Source organism: Natranaerobius thermophilus JW/NM-WN-LF, from assembly GCF_000020005.1.
Classification (GTDB): Bacteria; Bacillota; Natranaerobiia; order Natranaerobiales; family Natranaerobiaceae; genus Natranaerobius; species Natranaerobius thermophilus.
The window spans coordinates 1,893,624-1,909,015 of the sequence record NC_010718.1 but is presented as its reverse complement, the minus strand read 5'-3'; the positions used below and the strand labels follow the sequence as shown (position 1 = coordinate 1,909,015).

The 15,392-nt window shown below is 37.7% G+C and carries 15 protein-coding genes, 1 tRNA gene and 1 other annotated feature; of the genes, 14 read left to right on the top strand and 2 right to left on the bottom strand.

Going from position 1 to position 15,392, the window contains the following annotated elements; all coding sequences use genetic code 11:
* Positions 1-187: 187 nt before the first annotated feature.
* Positions 188-1,336 (top strand): iron-containing alcohol dehydrogenase, encoded by a 1,149-nt coding sequence (locus NTHER_RS09265; protein ID WP_012448270.1) that lies wholly within the window; start codon positions 188-190, stop codon positions 1,334-1,336.
* 90 nt (positions 1,337-1,426) lie between these two features.
* On the top strand, positions 1,427-3,136 hold the full coding sequence (locus NTHER_RS09260; protein WP_012448269.1) for an aldehyde ferredoxin oxidoreductase C-terminal domain-containing protein: 1,710 nt from the start codon (positions 1,427-1,429) through the stop codon (positions 3,134-3,136).
* Between the two features lie 95 nt (positions 3,137-3,231).
* On the opposite strand, the gene NTHER_RS09255 is transcribed toward NTHER_RS09260, so the two are convergent.
* Positions 3,232-4,431 carry an IS110 family RNA-guided transposase gene (locus NTHER_RS09255; protein ID WP_012446659.1) on the bottom strand — a complete coding sequence of 400 codons (1,200 nt, stop codon included), beginning with the start codon at positions 4,429-4,431 and terminating at the stop codon, positions 3,232-3,234.
* A gap of 518 nt (positions 4,432-4,949) precedes the next feature.
* Between NTHER_RS09255 and thiS the strand changes: the two genes are divergently transcribed.
* From thiS to NTHER_RS09235, 5 genes are all read left to right on the top strand, one after another.
* Entirely contained in the window at positions 4,950-5,171 is a 222-nt protein-coding gene (thiS, locus tag NTHER_RS09250; RefSeq protein ID WP_012448268.1) for a sulfur carrier protein ThiS, read from the top strand.
* Positions 5,172-5,362: 191 nt separating this feature from the next.
* Positions 5,363-5,515, top strand: coding sequence for a hypothetical protein (locus tag NTHER_RS15940; RefSeq protein ID WP_158438246.1), 153 nt, complete (start codon positions 5,363-5,365; stop codon positions 5,513-5,515).
* Between the two features lie 115 nt (positions 5,516-5,630).
* Positions 5,631-6,167, top strand: coding sequence for a GbsR/MarR family transcriptional regulator (locus NTHER_RS09245; protein WP_012448267.1), 537 nt, complete (start codon positions 5,631-5,633; stop codon positions 6,165-6,167).
* A gap of 29 nt (positions 6,168-6,196) precedes the next feature.
* Positions 6,197-6,883 (top strand): cysteine hydrolase family protein, encoded by a 687-nt coding sequence (locus tag NTHER_RS09240; protein WP_012448266.1) that lies wholly within the window; start codon positions 6,197-6,199, stop codon positions 6,881-6,883.
* A gap of 29 nt (positions 6,884-6,912) precedes the next feature.
* A complete protein-coding gene (locus tag NTHER_RS09235; RefSeq protein WP_012448265.1) occupies positions 6,913-7,788 on the top strand; it encodes a glycine betaine ABC transporter substrate-binding protein in 876 nt (291 codons plus the stop codon).
* A 118-nt stretch (positions 7,789-7,906) separates the two neighbouring features.
* Here the strand turns inward: NTHER_RS09235 and NTHER_RS09230 are convergent.
* A tRNA-Val gene (locus tag NTHER_RS09230) sits at positions 7,907-7,981 on the bottom strand.
* A gap of 57 nt (positions 7,982-8,038) precedes the next feature.
* Here NTHER_RS09230 and ytxC point away from each other — a divergent pair.
* The 7 genes from ytxC (at position 8,039) to ltrA (ending at position 15,323) form a co-directional block, all read left to right on the top strand.
* A complete protein-coding gene (gene ytxC, locus NTHER_RS09225) occupies positions 8,039-8,911 on the top strand; it encodes a sporulation protein YtxC (protein ID WP_158438244.1) in 873 nt (290 codons plus the stop codon).
* 10 nt (positions 8,912-8,921) lie between these two features.
* The gene (locus NTHER_RS09220) at positions 8,922-9,659 is read left to right on the top strand and encodes a DUF445 domain-containing protein (RefSeq protein WP_158438242.1); all 738 of its coding nucleotides are present in this window, start codon (positions 8,922-8,924) and stop codon (positions 9,657-9,659) included.
* A gap of 50 nt (positions 9,660-9,709) precedes the next feature.
* Positions 9,710-9,961 (top strand) — a binding site (T-box leader).
* A gap of 68 nt (positions 9,962-10,029) precedes the next feature.
* Positions 10,030-11,940 carry a threonine--tRNA ligase gene (gene thrS, locus NTHER_RS09215; RefSeq protein WP_012448262.1) on the top strand — a complete coding sequence of 637 codons (1,911 nt, stop codon included), beginning with the start codon at positions 10,030-10,032 and terminating at the stop codon, positions 11,938-11,940.
* A gap of 362 nt (positions 11,941-12,302) precedes the next feature.
* On the top strand, positions 12,303-12,815 hold the full coding sequence (gene infC, locus NTHER_RS09210; RefSeq protein WP_041367063.1) for a translation initiation factor IF-3: 513 nt from the start codon (positions 12,303-12,305) through the stop codon (positions 12,813-12,815).
* 39 nt (positions 12,816-12,854) lie between these two features.
* Positions 12,855-13,049 (top strand): 50S ribosomal protein L35, encoded by a 195-nt coding sequence (rpmI, locus tag NTHER_RS09205; RefSeq protein WP_012448260.1) that lies wholly within the window; start codon positions 12,855-12,857, stop codon positions 13,047-13,049.
* Between the two features lie 39 nt (positions 13,050-13,088).
* Positions 13,089-13,442 (top strand): 50S ribosomal protein L20, encoded by a 354-nt coding sequence (gene rplT / locus NTHER_RS09200; protein ID WP_012448259.1) that lies wholly within the window; start codon positions 13,089-13,091, stop codon positions 13,440-13,442.
* Positions 13,443-13,895: 453 nt separating this feature from the next.
* Positions 13,896-15,323, top strand: coding sequence for a group II intron reverse transcriptase/maturase (gene ltrA, locus NTHER_RS09190; RefSeq protein WP_012446632.1), 1,428 nt, complete (start codon positions 13,896-13,898; stop codon positions 15,321-15,323).
* Positions 15,324-15,392 lie beyond the last annotated feature (69 nt).

Here is a 15,392-nt window from a genome sequence, read left to right as displayed (position 1 = left end):
CATACTCCCACAGTAAAGCAGTGAGTTTCTCTAATATTTTTTGTAGTAAATTATTTAAGCAGGTAATTTTTAGTCGATTGTGGAAATATGAAAATAAACATCTAAATATTTAGGAAACTTTAAACATAGTTTTAAAATATACCTAAAAATTACAGAAATATCAAAAAATTAAAGGGAGGGAGTGCATGTGATTTTTAACTTATTACCCAGACCTCCAGTTATTTTTGGGAATGGAGCGTCTTATCGAACAGGGATGAAAGTTAAAGAACTAGGCTGTGATAAAGTTCTGTTAGTTTTTGATCAAGGCATAAAAAATGCAGGTATTGCAGATAAAATCCATGATAATTTATCAAAAGCTGGTATTCAGGTGATTACCTTTGATGGAGTTGTATCAGACCCTTCCGATGATGTGGTGGAAGAGGGGGCAAAACTAGCACGTGAAAACAAGGTTCAAGGAGTGATCGGTTTAGGTGGTGGGAGTAGTTTAGACGCAGCCAAAGCTATCAATATTTTATTGACCAATTCATCTCCTGTTTCTCAGTATTACGGTATAAATCCACCCATGAATAAAGTGAAGCCTCTAGTACTAATACCGACAACAGCGGGAACAGGCTCGGAAATGACCACAGTATCTATGGTTAGTGATACTGAAAAGAACCTCAAGATGAATATTTTATCTCCTAACTGCCTTCCTACAACTGCAATTGTGGATCCGGAACTTACTTTGAGATTACCTTCCCAGGTAACTGCTGAGACGGGAATCGATACTTTATCCCATGCCGTGGAATCATATCTATCTAATCAATCTAATTACATGACAGATTTGTTAAACGAGCAATCAATAAAATTAACCTTTGATAATTTACCTCAGGCCGTAAAAGATGAAAATGATTTGACTGCACGAGAAAACATGAGTTTTTCGTCAATGATAGCCGGGATAGCATTTAGTAATTCCATGGTTCATCTAGGTCATGCCATAGCTCATGCCCTTGGAACCGCTGCTAAACTTTCCCATGGTCTTGGCTGTGCCCTGGCTCTACCACTGACTATTGAATATTTAAGCCAAGAAGTACCTGAAAGAGTAAAGAAAATCGGTGATATTATGGGGTTAGAGTTAGACGAAGGACTTTCTTCTGAAGATCTCGGTCAAAATGTTGGTGATAATATTAGATATTTCATTAGGGACCTGGGTTTACCGGGAACTATAGTGGAAGCTGGACTAGATGAAGAGACTCTCAAGCAAGTTGCCAAGTTGACAGCTATAGACAATAGTCAGATTTTTGCTCCCAAATCAGCGAGTTCTCAAGAGGTGATGGAGTTATTTGGTAAGCCCTAGTGTTATTTAGCCCAAGTGAGTATTTTGTAAAGCCTTCTAAGACTTAAGATGAATACAAATATTAAGGGTGCCTATAGGAGGGGAGTTTTTATGAATCAAGAAGTTAGGGCAAACACAAGGTTCGGTGAGATTTATTATCAAGAGGAGTTGGGCCATGAATATTTGATGTTTGGTAATCGAGGTTTGGTTGCCAAAATGATGAATGAAGAAGTTGATCCTCGTTCCGACCCACTGGGTCCTGATAATAAATTATTTATAACTACTGGAATATTTGCAGGTACCCCTGTTAATACAGGGCATCGTCTATCTTTTGGCGGCAAAAGTCCTTTAACTGGAACAATAAAGGAATCTAATGTTGGTGGCAATGCTGCTTATCATTTAGCCGGTCATGGAATAAAGCTGTTGGTAATTGAAGATACACCTAAAGACGATAATTGGCGGATAATTAAAATCTTACAGGATGGACAGCTTGAGTTCGCTGATGCTAATGAATTTGTAGGCTTAAATACTTATGAGTTTACGGCTAAGGCACAAAAAGAGCATGGTGAAGAAGCGGCTATTATTTCTATTGGCCAGGCGGGAGAAAGAAAATATAATCTATCAGCAATAATGGTTACAGAAGATAAGACAGGTTATCCCTGCAGAGCTGCAGCCCGGGGAGGATTGGCGGCAGTTATGGCTACTAAAAAAATTAAGGGAATTGTCATTGAAAAACCTGATAAGCGGGTCAGTCCCAATTATTATGACAGAGAACAATTTGTTGAAGCTAATAAGCGGTTTACCCGTCATCTACAATGTGATGATTCCTGGCTAACTGCTTCCTTGAGAGATGTGGGGACAATCGGAAATATTGATGTAACTGCTGCCACGGGAATTTTACCTGTGAACAATTTTAGGGGAGATTTTTTTGATAAATTAAATCAGCTTAATTCCAAAGCTTTCCTTACCAAACTTGAACAAAACGGCGGTAGAAATAAAATTGCCTGTCAACCAGGTTGTGCTATTAGATGTTCAAATGAGTATCGCGACGAACAAGGAGAAATAGTGACTAGTTCCCTTGAATACGAAACAATATCTATGCTGGGACCTAATTGTGATATAGCTGATTACGATTTCCTGGCAGAGATTGATAGAAAATGTGATGATTTTGGTATCGATACAATTGAGTTTGGAAATACCGTGGCTATGTGTATGGAAGCGGGTAAAATAGAGTGGGGAGATAAGGACGGTGTAAAAGCTTTATTAGAAGAACTGGAAAAGGGAACTGAATTTGGAAAACTGTTAGGTCGTGGTACAAAGGCAGTAGGTGAAGAGTTTGCCGTAAAACGAATTCCAACAGTAAAAGGGCAGGCAATGTCGGCTTATGATCCCAGAAATTTAAAAGGTATTGGTGTAACCTACGCGGTAACCCCTATGGGAGCAGATCACACCTGTGGTGTCACAATGATGCCTGGTTTAGATCATATGAATAAAGCGGGTCAGGTGCAACTGTCATCAAAGATTCAGATGGTTTCAGCAGCTGCTGACAACTGTATGTGTCTATTTGCCTTTCAATCAGCTATCTTGGAAGGATTGTTACCAGATATATTTGCTGGTTATTTTGGAGGGGAGTGGACCACGGAAGAAATCATAGAACTTGGAGCAAAAACTATTGCCATGGAGAAAGAATTCAATACACAAGCGGGATTTAGCGAAAAAGATGATCTCCTCCCGGAATTTTTCTATCATGAAAGGTCACAAGCAACAGGTGAAGTTTTTGATATTACAGCAGAAGAACTAAAAAAGACTTTTCCATTTTAAAAAAGATTCTCTATGTAAAGGATAAAACTCTGTAAAATTTTGGAAACACAGGATACAGTAATCCAAATTTGAAATTTTGCTCTTTTAAAACTAAATTAAGCAGCGTGTTTTTCTCTAGCTTTTATGAACTTGCTTTCGTTGTAGGGCTCTTTGTTTACCCACATAGCAAAGAGTATCCTAACCCAAATATTAGCTAGAGTCCTTACAGCTTCATGATGCTGTTTACCTTCTTTGCGCTTTTTGTAGTAATAGTCTTTGGCCCAGGGGATCCACCTTGTAGTTTGTAGAGCGAACTGATGTAAAGCGTTTCGAAAAGGCTTAATACAAGAGTGTCGCCTTTTTACAATACGCATTTTGCCACTTTGATGGAGTACTGGTGAAGTTCCCGCAAGGGCCTGTACCACCGAGGCGTCAGCATAACGGCTGCGATCGTCTCCCCACTCTGCCAGCAGCCTCGGTGCAATTCGCTTACCGGCACCTGGTATGCTGTCGAAAATTTTACTGTCAGAGTGGGACTTAAAAAGTTTCTCGATTTCCTTGTCGTACTCATCAATATGTTCTAATAAAGGCTCTAGCTGATCTAGGATAGTAAATAAAAACTTAGACTTGGCAGAACAAATGGCTCTGTTTCCTTCTAAATTAGGTTTTTGAAGCTTTGTGAAGATCTCATTAGCTTTAGACGTAGGGTTAGGATGTTTTTGCTTTTTTAAAAACTTAAAGATCTCATCTCTACTAGCTTTTCGAGCCTGTTTTGGAGTAGGATATTTCCTTAAAAAAGCTAGAGAAACAGGTAGAGTTATTTTAGAAAACAATTCAAGAGCAACAGGGTAATATTCTTTCAGGGTTGAAATCAGTCTATTTGTTAACCTAGCACTTTCTTGTATAAGAGCTTCTTGATCTCTGGTGAGTACTTTAAGTTCTTGGATGTGTTCAGAATCAGGCTCTAGCTTATGTAAGTCATGGAGCTCTGATCTACCCATATTAGCTAGTATTTTAGCATCAATAAAGTCAGTTTTAGCCCCAGAAGCTTTTCTTCTAGCATCAACTAGTTTGGGGTTAACAGAATAAACAGTGAAGTTATTTTCTAAAAGATATTGGGTTAAAAGTCCATGTTTAGTTTCAATTAAGCAATAGAAGTTTTCAGGATCGTCATCATGTTTTAATAGCTTGTTTTTTAGAGTTTCAAAACCATCTTTAGAATGTTGAATAGTGAAGTTATCTAGTTCTCTACCATCGCCACTCATGACCAGGATATCATGTTTTGTATCAGCCCAATCAATCCCAACAAAGTACATTCTAAGACCTCCTTAAGGTGATGGTATTTAGTAGCAGAGGTAAGCCTTGTCTAGCATCAGTGCTCGAGGCACAACTTCTCTATAGTCCGTAACTGCTACTTATGATATCCGGGGAAGACAGTTCTTTTTTAAGTAGTCGTACTAACTAGGGGTGTTTGGTCTTTCCCCGGATGGCCACCTTTACTTTATTATTACGTGATCCAAGAGGGGCTTTCCTGCCCTTCTATAAATAACTATAACAGACAAGGGGTGTTTGGTCTTTCCCCGGATGGCCACCTTTACTTTATTATTACGTGATCCAAGAGGGGCTTTCCTGCCCTTCTATAAATAACTATAACAGACAAGGGGTGTTTGGTCTTTCCCCGGATGGCCACCTTTACTTTATTATTACGTGATCCAAGAGGGGCTTTCCTGCCCTTCTATAAATAACTATAACAGACAAGGGGTATTCTATTATATTTGTTGATGCGTTAATTTAAATAGTGAATTAAATTTACTACTTTGGTGGAGGTGGGTTTTTGATAAAAGTCAATCATAAGGAATTTGAATGGGAGCAGGGTATTACTGTGGAATCTTTACTTATTAAATTAAAGCATGATGAAGACTTTGAAAATCTGATTGGGGAGACTGCGACTGTTATTGTAAATCGGGAAGTGGTTCCTAAAGAGAATTATAGAAGCCATGAAATAGAGGATGGAGATGTGATATTTATATACCCTCCAATTGCCGGAGGAACGTAAAAACCCGCGGGGTAATACCCCGCGGGTTTTAATGGTGATGTGCCCGCCATGGGCAAAAAACAGATCGTTACATCCAACAGGCAATAGCCCAGCAACTATCTTTACTATTCGACGAGGATAGAACCGCTATGGATTTTATTGAGGATCAAAAAGACAGGGAAAAGCAAAGGAAAACTTTGATCGTGCCCTAAATGGTGAAAGTTTCACAGTTATTGATCAATATGGTGATGAATTTAATCCCAGATGGAACAAAAAAATATAACTCTCTTTGCGATGATAATGGCGAAATTATTGGCTTAACAAAATTTCATAGTAAAAAGTCCATCCTTGACAATAAATATTAAACCCTTATAATAATTATTAGTGTTCAAATTGTTTAAAACTATTTGAACGACTTGAATAACATGAACAACTTTAAATATAAAATTATACATAAAAAATTATGGGGAGTTTTGTATTATGAATAATGATTTAGAAAGAATAGAAGAAGCTAGAGATATAATTATTAGTGCTATAGCACAAACAATGGTGATGTATGGTTTAACTCCTTCTGTTGGCCGCATTTACGGAGTATTGTATTTTGCTAAAAAACCTATGTCATTAAATGAAATAAAAGATGCTGTTGCTATGAGTAAAGGCAGTGTGAGTAACGGCCTCCGTGACCTACTAGAGTCAGAGATGATCATTAAGGTTTGGCAAAAAGGTGATAGAAAAGATTACTATATTGCAGAACGAGATTTCGCTAAAAACTTTCTTAATTTCCTAATTAAAAATATGAGGCTTGAAAGGAACTTGATTTTAAAGGCCAATGATAAGGTTCAGCCAGTGTTAGAGGATATTGCGGAAAACCCTGATTCAGCTGAAGCAAAAGAAGAAGCTAAGAATGACTTAAAATTACTTGAACAAAGCAGAGAATATTTTGATTGGACTAAAAGGATAATCGATGCACTAGAAAGCGGGGAAATATTTGAGTATTTTCCCATGGATAAAAAGTAAATTTAATTGGAAAGGAGGTGCAAGGCGATATGGATCTAAATAAATCAGCTCTTTGTTTAATAGATATCCAAAAAGAAAGTAAGTTTGGAATTGAAAACATAGACAGTGTTGTGGAAAATTCAAAACACTTAATTGAACAATGCCGCAAGTTAAATATACCCGTTATCTATACCCGCCATATCAATAGGGCAGATGGTATTGGACTATCTAATAATGATCCGTTAGATAGCAGTGGAAAACCTATTTTTTATTGTACTGGTACAGAGGCAATTGAAGTCATTGACGAAATTGCTCCCAAGGAAGAAGATGTGGTGATTGACAAATTTCGCTGGAGTGGCTTTTATGAAACAAGTTTGGACATTATCCTAAAGAGTTTAAAGGTAAAGCATTTGATGATTGGCGGATTAGTTACAGATGGCTGTTTAATGACATCTGTTTTTGATGGGTATTTTAGAGATTATGAAATTAATCTCATAAAAGATATATGTGCAACTTCAAATGAAGGAGCACATATGGCTGCCACCCTGATTATGGCAAACTGGGTATATGGAATTAAAATATATGATTCAAGTGAATTAATTAAGAAATTACAGGGCAAAGATTATTATGTCTGGGAGTCCGAGGGGCCAGACCAATTACAATTTACCCCTGAGAATATGAGAGAAGTTTATGGAAAATTAAATCAAGATGCTAACTTGATTAAACAAAAATCTTAATAATTATTTAACAAGGAGGTTATAATTTAATGCGAAAGCTGAAATTAGTACTAGTGACAATGATAACAATTGTTTTATTAACTGCCTGTACCAATGGAGGAGGCGGTGTTACAGCTGGAGAAGAATCAAAAGAAACCATAAAATTTGGAATGACAGATTGGACAAGTACAGCAGTTCCAACAGAAATTGCCAGACAAATTTTAGAAGAAGCAGGTTATGAAACAGAAACAACTAATGCAGATCAGCCAGTAATTTTTGTAGGATTAGTGGATGAAGAAATTGATTTCTTTATGGATGCATGGTTACCCTATACAGAAGAGGCCCTTTGGGACGAGCATGGAGAAGATCTACAGAAAGTATCTGCAAGTTATAAAGAAGCTCCCTTAGGTTGGGTTGTTCCCGAATATGTGGAGGAAGACACTCTAGATGAGTTTTTGGCTAATCTAGATAAGTATAATAATGAAATTGTAGGTATTGACTCTGGAGCAGGCATATCAGAAATCTCTAAAGAAATGATAGAAGATCTTGGAATAGGTGATGAACTTGAATTTGTCCCTTCAAGTGAAGCTGCTATGATGGGTGAAGCCATGAGTGCCATGGACAATGAAGAACCAATAGCTTTCCTTGGATGGAGACCTCATTCTATGTTCACTCAATATGATATCAAATTTTTAGAGGGTCAAGAGGAATATTTTAAGGCAGATAATGTATATGTAATTTCTTATGAAGGTATTGAAGACAAACATCCGGAAGCTTATGAAATATTATCAGACTGGAGTATGCCCATTGAAGATTTAGAGGAAATGATGTACGAGCATGAAGAAAATGATGTAGAATATGAAGTACTTGCTGAACAGTGGATTAAAGAAAACCGTGACAAAGTTGATGAAATGTTGGGCAATTAAGTCTTCTTAATAGCAATCTTCTTATATAAGGTTAAAATATTGGTAGAACTCTTAGATATTTTGTGCAATTTACAAAAAATGACAGGGTCTAAAAACCCTGTCATTACTGTATTATGGTTGGTGGGTCTGGCAGGGATTGAACCTGCGACTTCTTCCGCGTCAAGGAAGCGCTCTCCCACTGAGCTACAGACCCGCGCTTTCGATTGCACATATTAATATAGCACATTGAAGAGGAATTATCAAGGGGAAATTGAAACTTTTGAAACGTGGTCATGCTTTAGTTCATATACTATTTATCGAAGGAGAGGAGAGCATGACCACAAAAATCCTATTAATGTCTAAAAATTATAAAGCACAATTGGATAAATTTGTGGAGTCTTTAGAATTTCCCCGGGCCAAGAAAGAGGACAGCGAGTTAAGTTTGTGGGAACTAAGATTAACCCAGGAGGACTATCAAGACTTTTTAAAACAAGTTTCGCGCTGGCTCACTGATAGCTTGAGTAGAGTATTAATGCGGGAACTGACCCATAGAAAACACTGGCACTTGACTGAACTAGAATATCGCGAAATTATTAATTCAGCCAGTCACACCTTAACTCTTGATGGGAAACAAATCAGAGAAGGGCTTGATAAGTACTTTGATGACTACTCCTTGCTGATTTTAGAAGGATATCTTACATTTCGGCTATCCTGGTTCCTGCGCAAATTAGATGATTTACTAGAAGATCTCATTGATGAATATTTGATAGATAGAGAATTCAATGAATATCTGCAAGTGTTAAAGTATTTTATCGATGGGCAGCCCATAAAGATCGATACAATTCATATCGTGGTTAAACAGGGAGGAATTGAGCTCAGGGATCGATCGTGGAGGCCATTTAGCCGCAATTATTTAGAACAGATCCTAGGAGAGCCGATAGAGAAGGGTACAATGCAGAAAGAACTATTAATTTCAGTTTTAATCTCGATAGTGCCAGCTGAGATAGTAGTTCACGGTGTTCAAGAGCCTTCATATTCTGTGATTGATAATTTATCTCGAGATTCAGGAGTGTTTGAAATATTATCATATATCTTTTCAAACAGGATAAAATATTGTTTTCAGTGTAAATATTGTCAAGACTAAAGTATAGCTTTTGAAAATTTTTATAATAATAGTTACAATATTAGTGATAGCAATATTTAAGAATTATAAATATTGTATCTTAACTGAGTGTATTGTTGTATCTAGTTTCCGTTATGTTAATAGAGGAGTTGTAGAAACCATGGTTTCACCGGATTTGAAACTATTACTTATCCCTATATTATCAGGCTTAATCGGCTGGTTTACAAATTTTTTGGCAATTAAGTTATTATTTTGGCCCCATGAGGGTATAATTGTTCCTAAAACAAACTTTAAAATTCAAGGTCTATTATCACGGAGAAAAACTGAAATCGCCAGGGCTGTTAGCCGAGTAATTTCCGAAGAACTTTTATCTAGTGGTAAATTAGCTTCAGGAATTGACCGGGACATGGCTATAAAAGATATCAGAAAATCAGTAGATAGTCATGTTACTGAAAGAATGGATGATAAATTGAGATTTCTTCCAAACAATATTAGGCGAAGAGTAACTGAAATAGTAAAACAGGCAGTGGGACGGGGAGTCTCAACATCCCTGTCTCAAAATTTTGATTCTATTGTAGACAACCTTACATCTAGTATCGATGTTGCTAATCTAATTGAACAAGAAATCATGAGTCTCAATACTCGTGAAGTAGAACGGCTTAGTTTTGAAGTAGCCCAGCGTGAACTAAAATTTATTGAATATTTGGGTGGAATACTGGGCTTTACTATAGGAATTATTCAAATACTCTTTGTTTGGCTAGTCTATTGACAATGTCGGTATAAAACCATATAATATAATTTAACAATATCGTTTACTATGTAAAAGCGATGAAGAGGACAGTAGAGCATTGCCACCGGAAGCAGAGAATACCCGCCGCGGCTGAAAGCGGGTAATGCCGGAAGTTGCTCGAACACCACCTCGGAGCTTGCAGCCGAACTTACAGTAAGCTGGCAGGTGACCCGGCCTTAACGGGTAGAGTGGACCGGCTAGGCGATTAATTTCAGCCAATATTTTTGAAATTTAAATGCCGGTCAACTTGGGTGGAACCGCGAGATACTCTCGTCCCTTGTATAGAGGATGGGAGTTTTTTTAGTTTTAAAAGTTATACCTTGAAAATAAACGAGAGGGAGGTCTAAGAATGCTTAAAATCACCCTAAAAGACGGTTCGGTTAAAGAAATTGAAAAGGGTAGTAATGTACTGGACCTGGCCAAGTCGATTAGTAATCGTCTGGCTAAAGAAGCTGTTGGTGCAAAGGTAGACGGAAAGACTGTGGGCTTGAATAAAGAGCTAAATGAGAACTGTGAAGTTGAAATTTTAAGCTTTGAAGATGATGAAGGCTGTGATATTTATCGTCACACTTCGTCACACATTCTGGCTCATGCAGTTAAACGCTTGTATGATAATGTTAAACTAGGTATTGGTCCTCCAATCAAAGATGGTTTTTACTATGATTTTGATTTGGAACATTCATTGTCAGATAAAGATCTGGAAGATATCAAAAAAGAGATGAAGAAAATAATCAAAGAGGATTTGCCCATTGAAAGAAAAGTATACAAAAGAGATGAAGCAATTGAAATGTTCAAGGAAATGGGTGAAGATTACAAGATTGAATTGATCCAAGACCTTGGTGAAGATGAAGAAATTTGTTGCTATCAACAGGGAGACTTTATAGATCTATGCCAAGGACCTCACTTGCCATCAACAGGAAAGATAAAAGATACTGCTCTAGACTTGTTAAAAGTAGCAGGAGCCTATTGGAGAGGCGATGAAAACAGGGCTATGCTGCAGAGGATATATGGTACTTCTTTTATAAAAAAATCTCAGCTTGAAGAATACATTCAAAGATTAGAAGAGGCCAAGAAACGAGAACATAGAAAACTTGGAAAAGAACTGGATCTTTTCAGCTTTCATGAGGAAGCGCCTGGTTCTCCTTTCTTCCATAACAATGGTATGATAGTTATCAATGAATTGATTGATTTTTGGAGACGGGAGCATCGTAAAGCGGGATATCAAGAAATTAGTACACCTATAATTTTGAACAGGGGACTGTGGGAACGCTCAGGTCACTGGGATCACTTTCAAGAAAATATGTACTTTACTGAAATCGATGATGAAGATTTTGCTGTGAAGCCTATGAATTGTCCTGGTGCCATGTTAGTTTACAATAATAATATGTACAGCTACCGTGATTTTCCCTTGCGCGTAGCAGAGCTTGGTAAAGTACATCGGCATGAACTGTCAGGGGCTCTTCATGGATTATTAAGAGCTCGAAGCTTTACCCAAGATGATGCCCATATATTTATGCTCCCTTCCCAAGTGGAAGAGGAACTGGAAAATGTCATTAATTTGGTAGATAGATTTTACAGTGTTTTTGGCTTTAATTATTATGTTGAGTTATCAACTAAACCGGAAAAAGCTATGGGCTCAGATGAAATTTGGGATCGAGCTATCAATGCTTTGAAATCCGTACTAGAAAAACGTGGTATTAAATACATTGTCAACGAAGGTGATGGAGCGTTTTACGGACCCAAAATTGACTTCCAATTGGAGGATGCCATCGGAAGGTCATGGCAGTGTAGTACCATTCAACTTGATTTCTTGTTACCTGAACGCTTTGATTTGACCTATATAGGAGAAGATGGGCAGAAACATCGGCCAGTTATGATACACAGAGTTATTTACGGAGCAATTGAACGATTTTTCGCTCTGTTAATAGAGCACTATGAAGGTAAATTCCCACTTTGGCTAGCTCCAAGGCAGGCAGTAATTATTCCCATTGCCGATAGGCATATGGAATATGGAAAGGATATTACCAAACAGTTAGAATCTGAAGGTATCCGAGCTGATTTGGACCAACGCAATGAAAAAATTGGTTACAAAATTAGAGATGCTCAGCTTAAAAAAGTTCCCTATATGTTAATTGTGGGTGACGACGAAGTGGAGAATAAAACTGTTTCCGTAAGGACCAGAGAAGATGGCGACATTGGCTCAAAAAGCGTTGCCGAGCTAGTGGATGAAATAAAAGTTGAAATTGACGATATGGACTAAATTGGCTGATTTGATATGAAATATAGAGCATAGATAGTATAAAAAGCATCGATAAATAGCAAATAAAGATTATGTATTATAATTGACTTTTATCCCTGTAAATGATATACTACTCATGAATTTAATAGGGAAGAAGCAGAAGCTACTCGCTTCTCACCTTACAACGTCTAAGTTCGTAAGGTTGTGCTGATTAAAACCAATTGTTTTGCTGTCTAGATCGTCAAGAGCATGTCAACTGATAAGTTTATGTTTTTGGCGTATTGGAATGATTAGATTGGTAGACCGAGCGAGTAGTGATACTCGCTCTTTTTTATTTTGAATAATTATCGAACTGTTTTAAAATTCCCAGGAGGTGAACAGATATTAGCAAAGAGCTACCTGTTAATGAGCAAATTAAGGCTCGTGAAATTCGAGTGGTTGGTAAGGATGGAAAACAATTAGGTGTCATGTCCCCTAAGGAAGCTTTGAAAATCGCTGAAGAAAACAATTTAGACCTGGTCACAGTGGCTCCTAAAGCCAAGCCACCAGTATGCCGAATCATGGATTACGGTAAATTCAAGTATGAGCAAAATAAGAAGGAAAAGCAAGCCAAGAAAAAACAAAAGACAATTAATGTCAAAGAAGTTAAGTTAAGACCTAATATTGAGGAACACGACTTTAATACTAAACTTAATAATGCTAGGAAGTTTTTAAAAAAGGAAGATAAAGTAAAAGTGACAATTATGTTTAGGGGCAGGGAGATTACCCACCCAGAAAATGGTAAAGAGTTGTGTCAGAAAATGGCAAAAGAAGTAGAAGACATAGCTGTAATTGAAAAAAAGCCCAGTGTAGAAGGTAAAAATATGATTATGGTTCTTGCACCAAGGCAAGAGTAATTAAACAGAAATTAGCTAACTGAAGGGAGGACTATTGCAATGCCTAAAATGAAAACTCATAAAGGTGCAGCTAAACGGTTCAAGAAAACTGGTAAAGGTAAAATCAAGAGAAGAAAGGCTTTCAAGAGTCATATTTTAACCAAGAAAACACCAAAAAGAAAAAGAAATCTAAGAAAGCCTACTGTAATGAAAAATAAAGCTGAAGAGAAGCGAATTAAAAGGCTTCTTCCCTAACTAATAAGTAAATTCGAGTATGATAAGGAGGTAATTAAGATGCCAAGGGTTAAAACTGGAACCAATAGGCGTAGACGTCATAAAAAGGTATTAAAACTTGCTAAAGGGTATCGAGGTACAAAAGGAAATTTATTTAGAATTGCTAATCAACAGGTGATGAAATCTCTAACCTATGCTTATAGAGATAGAAAGCAAAGAAAACGAGAATTTCGTCGATTATGGATTAGCAGGATTAATGCCGCTTGTAGACAAAATGGTATATCTTATAATAAATTTATCAACGGCTTGAAAAAAGCTGGTGTTGAAATTAACAGAAAAATGCTTGCTGACATGGCAGTAAATGATGAACAAGCATTTGGAGAATTAGTGGACCTTGCTAAGAAAAGCGTATAGGAAAGATTGCTATAAAAGGAACCTAGATATAACTGGGTTCCTTTCTATTGTGCGCCATGCATGACGATTAGCTAGGTGGTGTAAGTCCACTATGGGGGTTTGTAGTTACCAACCATTAGCCAAGAGCAAGGGTGCCCATCGTGAGGTGGGATCTGAAGGAAGCTTAAGGCAAAATTCCGACCCAAGGCACACGAACATCATCAGGCATAAGGTATGGGATGAGTTTGCAATACAAAACGAAGTCCAATCAACTACACGGACATACCAGTGTAAATGATGTGGGTACATGGAATGAAAGTTAATCGTCTTACCGTGGGAGGTCTCATGGACGTGGCAAGATGAACTTCGAACCACGGTTGAAATAAGATTTGTCATGAGAAGTCAGCAGATTCCATAGTACTTGATGAGGTCGACATCATTAAGGAAGGGATGAACCTAGGAGGAGATCAGTAAATGACTGTTACCAATAAAGGAATGAAGTGCCGCCAACTTCTGACAGGCGAAAGCTGCAAAGAAGGCTCACCGCAGAAGAATAGTGCGGAACACGAAGGATATGCGGGAGTGCACAGTTCTTTAAGGATAACTGAAAACAACATCTCCAATGCAAACTTGTCGAAGGGGAATTTGCTAGAGGAAATTTTGGATAGAGACAACATGAATAAAGCATTCAAGAAAATAAAATCCAACAAAGGCTCTCACGGGATTGATGGGATGGGAGTAGATGAACTTCTACAATATCTCAAAGAAAACGGGGACCACCTCAGGCAAAGAGTCCTGGACGGTAAATACCGCCCTAATCCCGTCAGAAGGGTAGAGATACCTAAAGAAGATGGGAAGAAAAGAAAATTAGGCATACCTACAGTGGTAGACAGGGTAATCCAACAAGCAATAGCCCAAGTACTATCTCCAATATATGAGGAGCAATTCTCAGATAACAGCTATGGTTTTCGCCCTGGACGCAGTACTCATGATGCAATTAAGAAAAGTCAACAAAACATAAATGAAGGATACAAATATGTAGTAGATATGGACTTGGAGAAATACTTTGACACAGTAAACCAGAGCAAATTGATAGAAGTGCTATCTAAGACAATAAAAGACGGTCGAGTAATATCTCTTATCAACAAATATCTAAGAGCAGGAGTAATGATCAAACACACCTATAAGGATACAGAAGTTGGCGTGCCCCAGGGCGGGCCTCTTAGCCCTATCCTCAGTAACATAATGCTCCACGAATTGGATAAAGAACTTGAGAAAAGGGGGCACGAATTCGTCCGCTATGCGGACGACCTGCTAATCTTTTGTAAAAGCAGAAGAAGTGCCGGACGCACCTTGAAGAACATACTACCCTTCATCGAAAATAAACTATTTCTCAAAGTAAATAAAGATAAAACTGTAGTTGCCTATGTAGGAAAGGTAAGATTTCTTGGGTTTGGCTTTTACAGACATAAAGGAAAAGCCAGATTAAGAGTTCATCTTAAATCAGTTACAAAGATGAGAACGAGAATAAAAGAACTCACATCTAGAAGTTATGGAATAAGCAACGAAGCCAGAGCAAAGAAACTTAGCCGATACATTATGGGTTGGGTTAACTACTTTAAACCAGCTGATATGAAGAATCTGTTAATAAATACTGACAGTTGGATGAGAAGGCGTATTCGCATGATTTACTGGAAACAATGGAAGAAAGTGAGAACAAAATTTAAAATGCTCAAGTTCTTTGGAGCCAATAAATACAAAGCATGGGAATATGCAAACACAAGAAAGGGCTACTGGAGAATTTCCAATAGCCCCGTCTTATCCAAATCCCTTGGAAATGATGTAATCAAAGGATTTGGTTTCCTATTCTTTTCGGAATATTATCGACAAGTTAAAGCGTAAACTAGGAACCGCCGTGTACCGAACGGTTTGCTCGGTGGTGTGAGAGGTCGGTAGATAAAATAATTATCT

What these genes read in the sequence shown, in the direction of transcription:
- NTHER_RS09260 (WP_012448269.1), top strand. Translation starts at nt 1,427, where the DNA reads ATGAATCAAGAAGTTAGGGCAAACACAAGGTTCGGTGAGATTTATTAT.
- NTHER_RS09255 (WP_012446659.1), bottom strand. Translation starts at nt 4,431, where the DNA reads ATGTACTTTGTTGGGATTGATTGGGCTGATACAAAACATGATATCCTG.
- NTHER_RS15940 (WP_158438246.1), top strand. Translation starts at nt 5,363, where the DNA reads ATGGTGAAAGTTTCACAGTTATTGATCAATATGGTGATGAATTTAATC.
- NTHER_RS09245 (WP_012448267.1), top strand. Translation starts at nt 5,631, where the DNA reads ATGAATAATGATTTAGAAAGAATAGAAGAAGCTAGAGATATAATTATT.
- NTHER_RS09240 (WP_012448266.1), top strand. Translation starts at nt 6,197, where the DNA reads ATGGATCTAAATAAATCAGCTCTTTGTTTAATAGATATCCAAAAAGAA.
- NTHER_RS09235 (WP_012448265.1), top strand. Translation starts at nt 6,913, where the DNA reads ATGCGAAAGCTGAAATTAGTACTAGTGACAATGATAACAATTGTTTTA.
- thrS (WP_012448262.1), top strand. Translation starts at nt 10,030, where the DNA reads ATGCTTAAAATCACCCTAAAAGACGGTTCGGTTAAAGAAATTGAAAAG.
- rpmI (WP_012448260.1), top strand. Translation starts at nt 12,855, where the DNA reads ATGCCTAAAATGAAAACTCATAAAGGTGCAGCTAAACGGTTCAAGAAA.
- rplT (WP_012448259.1), top strand. Translation starts at nt 13,089, where the DNA reads ATGCCAAGGGTTAAAACTGGAACCAATAGGCGTAGACGTCATAAAAAG.
- ltrA (WP_012446632.1), top strand. Translation starts at nt 13,896, where the DNA reads ATGACTGTTACCAATAAAGGAATGAAGTGCCGCCAACTTCTGACAGGC.